The 9762-nt window shown below is 69.2% G+C and carries 10 protein-coding genes; 4 read left to right on the top strand and 6 right to left on the bottom strand.

Features of this window, described 5'->3' with window-relative positions; genetic code table 11:
• Positions 1-158: 158 nt before the first annotated feature.
• Positions 159-623, bottom strand: coding sequence for a nucleoside deaminase (locus OS124_RS0113645; RefSeq protein ID WP_010140263.1), 465 nt, complete (start codon positions 621-623; stop codon positions 159-161).
• Positions 624-685: 62 nt separating this feature from the next.
• Between OS124_RS0113645 and OS124_RS0113640 the strand changes: the two genes are divergently transcribed.
• The 3 genes from OS124_RS0113640 (at position 686) to OS124_RS24680 (ending at position 4985) form a co-directional block, all read left to right on the top strand.
• Positions 686-2164, top strand: coding sequence for a pseudouridine synthase (locus OS124_RS0113640; protein WP_010140262.1), 1479 nt, complete (start codon positions 686-688; stop codon positions 2162-2164).
• Positions 2165-2663: 499 nt separating this feature from the next.
• Positions 2664-3674, top strand: a complete 1011-nt coding sequence (locus tag OS124_RS0113635; protein ID WP_029375428.1) for a toxic anion resistance protein — start codon at positions 2664-2666, stop codon at positions 3672-3674.
• A gap of 261 nt (positions 3675-3935) precedes the next feature.
• A complete protein-coding gene (locus tag OS124_RS24680) occupies positions 3936-4985 on the top strand; it encodes a DUF2927 domain-containing protein (RefSeq protein ID WP_083834639.1) in 1050 nt (349 codons plus the stop codon).
• Between the two features lie 11 nt (positions 4986-4996).
• Here the strand turns inward: OS124_RS24680 and OS124_RS0113625 are convergent, their stop codons facing one another.
• Complete coding sequence (locus OS124_RS0113625) at positions 4997-5392, bottom strand: hypothetical protein (protein WP_010140259.1); 396 nt, start codon at positions 5390-5392, stop codon at positions 4997-4999.
• 128 nt (positions 5393-5520) lie between these two features.
• On the opposite strand from OS124_RS0113625, the gene dtd reads away from it, so the two are divergent.
• Positions 5521-5958, top strand: a complete 438-nt coding sequence (dtd, locus tag OS124_RS0113620; RefSeq protein ID WP_010140258.1) for a D-aminoacyl-tRNA deacylase — start codon at positions 5521-5523, stop codon at positions 5956-5958.
• 254 nt (positions 5959-6212) lie between these two features.
• On the opposite strand, the gene urtE is transcribed toward dtd, so the two are convergent.
• The 4 genes from urtE to urtB form a co-directional block, all read right to left on the bottom strand.
• Entirely contained in the window at positions 6213-6908 is a 696-nt protein-coding gene (gene urtE, locus OS124_RS0113615; protein WP_010140257.1) for an urea ABC transporter ATP-binding subunit UrtE, read from the bottom strand.
• Positions 6909-6910: 2 nt separating this feature from the next.
• Positions 6911-7651, bottom strand: a complete 741-nt coding sequence (gene urtD / locus OS124_RS0113610; protein WP_010140256.1) for an urea ABC transporter ATP-binding protein UrtD — start codon at positions 7649-7651, stop codon at positions 6911-6913.
• Positions 7648-8820, bottom strand: a complete 1173-nt coding sequence (urtC, locus tag OS124_RS0113605) for an urea ABC transporter permease subunit UrtC (protein ID WP_010140255.1) — start codon at positions 8818-8820, stop codon at positions 7648-7650. The genes urtD and urtC overlap by 4 nt, the downstream gene beginning before the upstream one ends.
• Before the next feature lie 292 nt (positions 8821-9112).
• Positions 9113-9762 (bottom strand): urea ABC transporter permease subunit UrtB (gene urtB, locus OS124_RS0113595; RefSeq protein WP_010140254.1); only part of this gene is annotated, 650 nt, incomplete at its 5' end.

The raw sequence follows: 9762 nt of genomic DNA, 5'->3' as shown, positions 1-9762 counted from the left end.
ATTGAGCCCGCCAGGGCTCAAGAGGGGGCAGCGCCCCCTGCCTTGCGCGGATTTGACGAAGACATCGCCCCCCAGACGCCCCGCCCGTCATCCGCAGCCCGGGCAGGGGCATTGCACCTACCTGTCTGACACCCCATCCATCGCCACCACCATGGCCCCTAGCGCCGCGACGCGAAGAACGCCTTCAGCAGGGCCTCGGCGTCTTCCGCGCCGATCCCGTCCAGCACTTCGGGCACATGATGGGCCTGGGCATGGGCAAAGACCCGCGGCCCCTGCGCCACCCCGCCAGACTTCGGATCCGCCGCGCCATAGACCAGCCGTGCGATCCGCGCCGCCGAGATCACGGCGGCACAGAACGGACAGGGCTCCAGCGTCACGTAGAGAACATGGCCCGGCAGTCGCTCGGATCCGGCCCGCGCACAGGCCTCGCGGATCACCAGCACCTCGGCATGGGCCGTGGGATCGCTCAGCTCGCGGGTGCGGTTGCCCGCCCGCGCGACGACCTCTCCGCCGGGGGCCACCAGCACCGCGCCAACCGGCACCTCGCCGCGCAGCGCGGCGGCCCGCGCCTCGTCCAGCGCGGTCTGCATGTGGGGGCTGAATTGCGGTCTGGTTCCCTGCATCGCCCCTTCCTGCCCGCAGATGCGGGCTTTCGCAAGCGCGCAACCTGCGCTAGAGCCGGGACATGAGCCCGAAGCACCCCAAACGCCCCGCCCCCAGATCCGACGCCGCAGCGAAACCCGCCGCAGGCGGCCCCGGGGCCGCGGACTCCGGCGCGGGCGGCGCGCCTGCGGGCGACCGGATTGCCAAGGTGCTGGCGCGCGCCGGCGTGGCCAGCCGGCGTGACGCGGAACGCATGATCTCCGAAGGCCGGGTCAGCGTGAACGGGCGCAAGATCGACAGCCCGGCGCTGAACGTCACCGCCGCCGACCGCATCCTCGTCGACGATCGCCCCATCGGGCCGCCCGAACGCACCCGCCTCTGGCTCTATCACAAGCCCACCGGGCTGGTGACCACCGCCAAGGATGAACAGGGCCGCGAAACCATCTTCGATGCCCTCCCCGAGGACCTGCCACGGGTGATGTCCGTCGGCCGGCTCGACCTCAATTCCGAGGGCCTGTTGCTGCTGACCAATGATGGCGCGCTGAAACGCAAGCTCGAGCTGCCCGAGACCGGCTGGGTGCGCAAGTATCGCGTCCGGGTCAAGGGCAACCCCAGCGACGAAAGCCTGGCACCGCTGCGCGAGGGCGTGGTGCTGGACGGCGAGCATTTCCAGCCGATGGCCGTCTCTCTTGACCGTCAGCAGGGCGCCAACGCCTGGCTGACCGTCGGCCTGCGCGAGGGCAAGAACCGCGAGATCCGTCGCGCCATGGAGTCCGTCGGCCTGGTGGTGAACCGGCTGATCCGGGTCAGCTATGGCCCCTTCCTTCTGGGCAAGCTGCCCGCCGGCGAGGTCGAAGAGATCCGCCCCAAGGTGCTGCGCGACCAGCTCGGCATCGAACTGCCCGAAGACGAGGCCCCCGCCCGGCGCGTCACCCGCAAGGGCCGTCCGCCGCGTGGCGTGATCGGCGGCGCCGGCAGCTCAGACGACCTTCGTCAGCAAGGCCGGAGCGGACCGAGGACCGGACCCAGGACCGGCAGCGGCAAACCGGCAGGTGACAGACCTTCTGGCGGCAAGCCGGGGGGCAAGATGGGCTCGCGGCGTATCCGTCTCGGCCGAAGACGATGGGCGAGACGCGCGCCGGACGGGGCCATCCGGGGGGCGGCAAACCCCTCTGGATCAAGGTCCGGAGCCTCGGCGGGCAAGTTCCGCAGCGGACCGGGCGGGGCCGAGGACAGCTCGCGCTCCTTCCGCGGCGGGGCCCCCAAGGGCAAGAGCTTCGGCAAGGCCGGCGCCGCCCCGGCACGGGATCGCTTCGGCGCAGAGGATGGCGCAGGCGGCAGGCGCCCCGGCCAACGCGGTGACAGCGCAGCCGGTCCAGCGCGGCGCGCAGCCACCGACACCGGCCCTGCAGGCAGGACCAACCGCGGCGACCAGCCACGCGGCGGCAAGACCTTCGGCAAGCCAAGCGGGAAGCCCTCCGGCAAACCCGCGGGCAAACCGTCCGGCAAATCCTCCGGACCGCGTGGCGGCAAGCCCGGCGGCGGCTCGCGACGCGGCTGAGCCGCCAGCCCGCCAGCCCGCCAGCCCGTAGGACCAGCCCTCGAGACCGACCCGCAAGGCCTGCGCCATTGGTGCCCGGCCGCCTGGTGCCGTGCCGTCCGCCGAGATCCTCGCCACCGCGCCCGCTTTCGTGACAGTTTTCCGACATTTCATCGGATCCGCGCCGCGGGGCTTCCCCCTCGCAGCGGCCCGGTCTAGCCTCGGGAAAGCACGGCCCCTCCCTGCCTCAGGTCCCTGAGACCGGCGCATGGGTCGCCCTCTGCGCACCTGTGCAGACCACGTCACCGAAAGGCGGCCACTTGGGCCCGCAGCCATCTCTTCCGCCTCGCGTCATCCCGACCGGTCTTCCCAAGCCCGCCGCGACAGGAGCATTTTCGCCGATCGCCTGTCTTTTCCCGTACCGCAGGCACGGGCTGTTACAAAAGTCGCCGCAGGATGGGGCAAGCCGGCACGTCCGCCCCGGGGCCGCCGGCACACCGCGCGCCGGAAGGAGGTCATGATGTCCGACAGGATCCGCACCGCGGCCACCGAGGCCCGCAGGCTGGTAGAGGAAGTCACCGGCCTCGAACTGCCAGAGCCCTCGCCCGCCGAAAGCCTTCTGTTGCTCGAGGACATGTCCGACGACTACGGCACCCAGATCAGGGACCGCATGGCCCAGCTGGATCATACCGCCGTGTCCACCTTCGGAGCCACGGCCGAAACCGCCCTGGCACGGCTCGCGCTGCGCATGTCCGAGGCCCTGTTGCAGGCCGATCCGGCAGTCACGGCCACGCTGCTTCGACGGCTGCGACAGGCCATTGCCGAAGATACGGTGGGCAGCGGCCTGCGTCCCCACAGGCTGCAAGCGCGCTGGCTCAGGCCCCTGGCCGGGTTCTGCAGCCAGCTTCGGACACGCCTTCGGGCCCGCCACCGTCCGCCCCAAGTCCACACCCCCGGCCAACAGGCGGAAGGCAACGGCCTTGACGCGCTGGCAGCCGCTCTCTTGCAGCAAGAGCATCGGATGCTGCACGACCTGCGCCATCTCGACCAGCTCTACGAGGCCTCCCTGGCGCACTACGATGACCTGGCGCTCAGCATTGCCGCCGCCTCCGAGCGGCAGCGCCTGCTGCGCGCAGAGGATCTGGTTGCGGGCAACACTCCCGAGGCCAGCGACGGGGCGACCCGCGACGGGGCGACCTGCGACCGGGCGACCCGGGGCCTCGACGACGCGTTGACGGCACGCCTGTCCAAGCTGGTGCGCGGGCGGCGTGCGGTGATGCGGACCCTGCCCGCCATTCGGCAACTGCAGGAAACCGACAAGCGACTGCTGGTCATCATCTCGCAACTGCTGGTCGAAACCCTGCCCCAGTGGGAGCGACAGCCGGCCGAACTCCGCTCTGCCGCTGCGCCGGTCTCGCCCCTGCACGAGATAGAGGAGGCCCTGGCCCTGATCGTGACCAGCCAGAAGCGGCGCCGTTCTGCGGCGGACGGCCTCGCCGCCCTGGCAGCGGCGGCGCAATCGGATGGCTGAGGGCCATTCTGACAGGCCCCTCCCCCGGTTGCGGCCCCGCGGCCCGCGTCGCACCGCGCCTCGGACGACGCAGCGTCATCACGGGCATTCGCCCGACACCCCGCGTTTCGTGAAGAGACCGGCGGGAGACCGCTCAATCCCCGGGCGATCCCGGCGGGGCAGCGCTTTTCCACAGGGCGAACCTGTCGTAAGGGAAATCAAGAGCAGCGGATCGGCAGGAACCGGCAAATGACACTGGGACGCGGTTGCGAGAGCAACGGCATGGCAGCATGGCTTAGCGCAACGCCGCGGCGAAAGCGCCCCGGCACCGTTGTCCGCAAGGCCCGGCGCCTTCTCCCGGCGCTGCTCGTGCCCCTCGTCCTGGCTGGCTGCGCGGAGCTCCTCGCGCCCTCGGGGCCGCCGCGTGAAAGCCTGCGCCCGGTGCCCCGCACCCTGTCCAGCCCGCCGCCGGAAGTCAGCGCGGAAAGCCGCGCCCTTGCCGCCCGTTACCGCGCCGAGCTGGCCCGGGATCTGTCCCGCAACCGGATGCGGCAGGATGGCGGCAGGGACGTCACCTTCGACGCGGCGGATCTGGCCCGCAATTTCGAGAAGATCGCCTTCTACGACGAATACCCCCGGGGGGCCGCCCTGCCCTCGGGGGCGGCAGCGCCCGGCAGGCTGCTGCGATGGGAAGACCCGGTTCGGCTGCGCCCGGTCTTCGGCGCCTCCGTCGCGGAAGAGGCACGGGCCGAGGACCGCGCCGTGCTGCGCCCGCTGGCGCGCAGCACCGGGCATCCGATCCAGATGACCGGCAGCGCGGTGAACTTCCACGTCCTGGTGATGGGCGAAGCAGACCGCGACGAGGCCCTCTCACTGATCGGCCGGCTGGTACCCGGCCTCTCGGCAGGCACCCTCGCCACGCTGCGCAACCTGCCGCGAAACATTCCCTGCCTGGTCATGGGCTTCGCCGACCCCACCGCCCCGATGCGCTACGGATCGGCCATCGCCCTGGTGCGCGCCGAATTGCCGCCCCTGATGCGCGAGGCCTGCTTCCACGAGGAAATCGCCCAGGGTCTGGGCCTTCGCAACGACAGCCCCGAAGCGCGCCCCTCGATCTTCAACGACGACGCCGAATTCGCCCTGCTGACCGGGCAGGACGACCTGATGCTGCAAATGCTCTACGACGCGCGCCTGAGGACGGGGATGACGCTGGCCGAGGCCCGCCCGGTGATCGCCCGCATCGCCGCCGAGCTGCGGCCCGCGCCCGCCGACGCAACCCTGGTGCCGGCATCAGCCGAGGGTTCTCCCAAGCCAGCGGCCAGCGCGCCCTAGCTGGCCCGGCCTCAGGCCGCCCAGGCGATCAGCTCGGTGATACGGTCGGTCAGGGCGCCGCGCCGGGCCTCGAACTCGGTCCCGGTCAGCGCCGTGATGGCCGCCTCGGCCTCGCCTGCGGCGATCATCCGGCAGGTGGCATCGGCATAGGCGTGGAAGTCCGCGTGCAACTCCGACAGCTCGGCCAGATAGGGATCCCCGGGATGAAGTGCCGACAGCTGCGCCAGGCAACAGCCCAGCCGGCAATGGCTCTCGTCATGGCCCTGCCGGGTCACCAGCCCGCTGCGCTGGCCCCGCCGGAGGCGCAAGGCCATCTCCAGGTAGACACCACGCCAGCGGTCCAGCGCCTCGCGGGCGGCTTCCAGCTCTTCCAGAAGGCCCCAGGTCCTGTCGTCGAAACGGATCATGGTCTTGCCTCCCCGGTTGCATGACCCTCAGTGTCGGGCGCGGGGGTTACCGGCATCTTGCCTGCAGGGTGGTCTCGCCCCGCAGGCCGCGATCGGTTATGCCGGGGCGAACGGCAAGGGAGAGCAGAATGCGCGCAGTACTGCAACGGGTGACCTCGGCACGGGTCGAGGTGGCGGGCGAAGTGGTCGGCCAGTGCGGACAGGGCCTTATGATCCTGGTCTGCGCCATGCAGGGCGACTCCGAGGCCAATGCCGAGAAGCTGGCCTCCCGGATCGCCAAGCTGCGGATCTTCGACGACGGCGCCGGCAAGATGAACCTCTCGGTCCGCGACATCGGGGGATCGGCCCTGGTGGTCAGCCAGTTCACCCTGGCGGCCGACACCTCGCGCGGCAACCGGCCCGGCTTCTCCGCCGCAGTGGCCCCAGACGAGGGCCGCCGCCTCTACGAACATTTCGCCCAGGCGCTGGCCACAGAGGGCGTGCCGGTCGAAACCGGCCGCTTCGCCGCCGACATGCAGGTCAGCCTGACCAATGACGGCCCGATCACCATCTCGATCGAGGCCTGAGCCCGCCGGGAACCGGGATCGCCTCCGGCGGGAGTATTTTCAGCCTGGTGATGATGCGGGACAGTGCCCGAATAGAGGCCTCCTTCCGCCATAGAGAGCGTGCAACGCCCCTGCGTTAAAACGAGACCGCCAGACTGGCATCCCCTCTGCATCATCACCAGGCTGAAAATACTCCGGGGGGACACCGCGCAGCGGAGGGGGGGCAGAGCCCCCCGCCCCCCCTACGTGTCGCCGGCAGGCGACGGCTATAGCGCCTAGACCGAGACCTCGGCCATCAGCGCGGCCTTGCTCAGCTCGGCCTTGCTGCCCGAGGCCGTCACCGCCCCACGGCGCATGACGTAGAAGCTGTCGGCCAGCGCGTAGGCGAATTCGAAATACTGTTCGACCAGAACGATTGCCATGTCGCCCCGGTCACGCAGGTATTCGATCACCCGGCCGATCTGCTGGATGATGTTGGGCTGGATGCCCTCGGTCGGCTCGTCCAGCAGCAGCAGCTTCGGCTTGGTGATCATCGCCCGGGCGATGGCCAGCTGCTGCTGCTGCCCTCCCGACAGATCCCCGCCGCGCCGGTGCAGGAAGTCCTTAAGGATCGGGAACAGCTCGTAGATCTCATCGGGGATATGGTGTTCCGCGCGCGGCAGGCAGGCGAAGGCCGTCTCCATGTTCTCTTCCACCGTCAGCAGCGGGAAGATCATCCGCCCCTGCGGCACGTAGCCGATCCCCTTGCGGGCGAGCATATGCGCCGGCATCCGCCCCAGGTCCTCGCCGTCCAGCGCCACCGTCCCGCCCGAGCGCATGTGCGTTCCCGAGATCGCCTTCAGCAGCGAGGTCTTGCCCACCCCGTTGGTGCCCATGATGCAGGTCACCTGCCCCTGGGCCGCCTGCAGGTCGATCCCGTTCAGGATCTGGCTCTGCCCGTAGTGCAGGGTAAGGTCTTTCACATCCAGCATGCTCAGCGCCCCAGGTAAACTTCGATGACCCGCGGGTCCTTGGTGACATGGTCAAGCGAGCCCTCGGCCAGCACCGAGCCCTCGTGCAGTACCGTCACCCGGCAGTTCAGGCGACGGACGAACTCCATGTCGTGTTCCACCACCACCACGGCGCGGGTCTTCGCCAGGTTCACCAGCAGGTCGGTGGTATGTTCGCGCTCGGCCAGGGTCATGCCCGCGGCCGGTTCGTCGACCAGCATCAGGCGCGGCTCCTGGGCCAGAAGCATGCCGATTTCCAGCCACTGTTTCTGACCGTGGGACAGCTCTCCCGAGGTGCGCGAGAGCTGATCGGCCAGCCCCACCTCCTCGGCCAGCTCGCCGACCCGGGCGCGGTCAGCCTTCGAGGGCCGGTAAAACAGGCAGGCGAAGGCGCCGCGCGGGTTCTTCAGCGCCATCAGCAGGTTGTCCTCGACCGACTGGTCCTCGAAGACCGTCGGGCGCTGGAACTTGCGGCCCAGACCCGCCTGGGCGATCTTCGATTCCCGCATCTTCAGCAGGTTGCGCGACATCTCGCCCCAGAGAACCTTGCCCTCGTCCGGCTTCGTCTTGCCGGTGACGATATCCATGAAGGTGGTCTTGCCCGCCCCGTTCGGGCCGATGATCGCCCGCAGCTCGCATTCGCCGATCTCGAAGGATAGGTTGCGGATGGCCTTGTAGCCGTCGAAGGTGACCGAGATGCCGGAGACTTCCAGAAGCGCGCTCATTGGTCGACCTCCCTGCGGCGGGACAGCAGGTCGAACAGACCGCCGATGCCCTTGGGCGCGAACAGGGTGACCAGAACGAAGCTGAGACCCAGCAGCACCAGCCACCAGTCAACCCAGTCGACCGTGTAGAAGCCAAGCGGCAGCGAGGGCACCATGCCGCCGGTGAACCAGGTCGAGACCAGGCTGACCAGCGCCGCGCCGATCACCGCGCCGTAGAGGCGGCCGCGTCCGCCGATGGCCACCCAGACCGCCAGGTAGATCGAGGCAATGGGCGCGATCTCTCCCGGGTTGATGATGCCCGCCTGCGGGTAATAGAGCGCGCCCGCGACGGCGGCGATGATCGCGGTGAAGGTGAAGATGAACAGCTTGTAGCCCTCGACCGAATAGCCGAGGAAGCGCACCCGGGCCTCGTCATCGCGGATGCCGCGGATGACCGAGCCGAACTTGCCCGAGACCACCCAGGCGCAGAGCACATAGCCGAGGCCGAGCGCCAGGGCCGAGCCCCAGAGGAACCACAGCGACACCCAGTCCTGCGAGGCACTGACTCCCGGCAGGTTCTGCAGCCCCGAGAGGCCGTTGTTGCCGCGCAGCCCGCTTTCGTTCTGGAACAGGTAAAGCGACAGGGCCAGGGTCATCGCCTGGGTCAGGATCGACAGGTAGACGCCGGTGACCCGCGAGCGGAAGGCGAGCCAGCCGAAGACCAGCGCCAGCAGGCCCGGCACCAGCACCACCAGCGCCAGCTGCGCCGGCAGGCTATGGGCAAACTGCCAGATCGGCGGGAAGTCCGAGCTGCCGACGACGCCGAAGATCTGCGTGCCGATGGCGTCGACGACCTCCTGCGGGGTCGGCGGGATGGCGGCATTGGCGAGGCTCTCGGCGACGATGATCTCGGTGCGGGCATACATCAGCCACATGCCGATCATGTAGCCGCCAAGGCCGAAGAAGGCGAAATGGCCGAGGCTGAGGATACCGCAGTAGCCCCAGACCAGGTCCATGGCGATGGCCACGAGGCAGAGGCAGAGCGTCTTGCCCAGCGTCTTGACGAAGGAGGTCGAGATCACCCCCGCCCCCATGGCATGCGACATCGAGGTCACCGCCAGGGTGAAGACCGCCAGGCAAAGCAGGAAGATCAGGATCGAGGGGTTGCGGGCGATGAAGCTCTGTCTCATGCCATCTCTCCGGTTTCCGGGCTCGTCCCCTGCCGGTCGGGGCGCCGGGGGGCTCTGCCCCCCACGTGTCCGGCGCCCTCGATGGGGGCCGGACACGTCCCCCCCGGAGTATTTTCAGCCTGATGATGCACGAGGGGCGCGCCGGGTATCAGGGTGAGCGCGAAGGCGGCGGGACAGGGGATCATTGGTCCTGCTCCTCGGGTCCGGTTTCAGCACAGCCGGGCTTGCCACCGGTGATCACGGGCAGCGGCGGGCGGTCGAGATTGGCGGGGCGGCCTTTCGGGATCATGGCTCAGTCTCCTGCGGCGCGGCCCTTCAGGGCGATGATGCCCCGGGGACGGAACTGGATGAAGATGATGATGAAGACGATCATGTAGGTCTGGGCGGCGAGGGTGTTGGAGGGGTTGAACCACTCGATCCCCTTCTGCAGGAAGCCGATCATCGTCGCCCCCAGCAGGGTGCCCCAGATATTGCCGACCCCGCCCACGACCACGGTCATGAAGCTCTGCACGATGTATTGCTGGCCGATTTCCGAGGTCACCTGCGCATAGAGGCCGATGGCCACCCCCGCGATCCCCGCGATGCCGGAGCCCAGCCCGAAGGTCAGCATGTTGACCCGGTCGGGGTTGATGCCCATCGAGGCCGCCATCTTCGGGTTCTGGGTCACCGCGCGGGTCTCCAGCCCCAGACGGGTCTTCTTCATCATGAACAGGAACAGCCCGAGGAAGATCAGCGCCAGCACGAAGATGGCGATGCGGATGTAGCTGATGCCGACGATGTCGTTCACCACCCAGGATCCGTTCAGCCAGTCCGGCGCGGTCAGCGGCCGGGCCTGTGTGCCGAAGATGTTCTTGGCCAGCTGCTGCAGCGCGATCGAGACGCCGAAGGTCGCCAGCAGCGTTTCCAGCGGGCGCGCATAGAGCCAGCGGATCACCAGCCGCT

Source organism: Oceanicola sp. S124 (assembly GCF_000220565.1).
Lineage (GTDB): Bacteria > Pseudomonadota > Alphaproteobacteria > Rhodobacterales > Rhodobacteraceae > Pseudooceanicola.
This window is presented reverse-complemented; position numbering and strand designations above follow the sequence as displayed.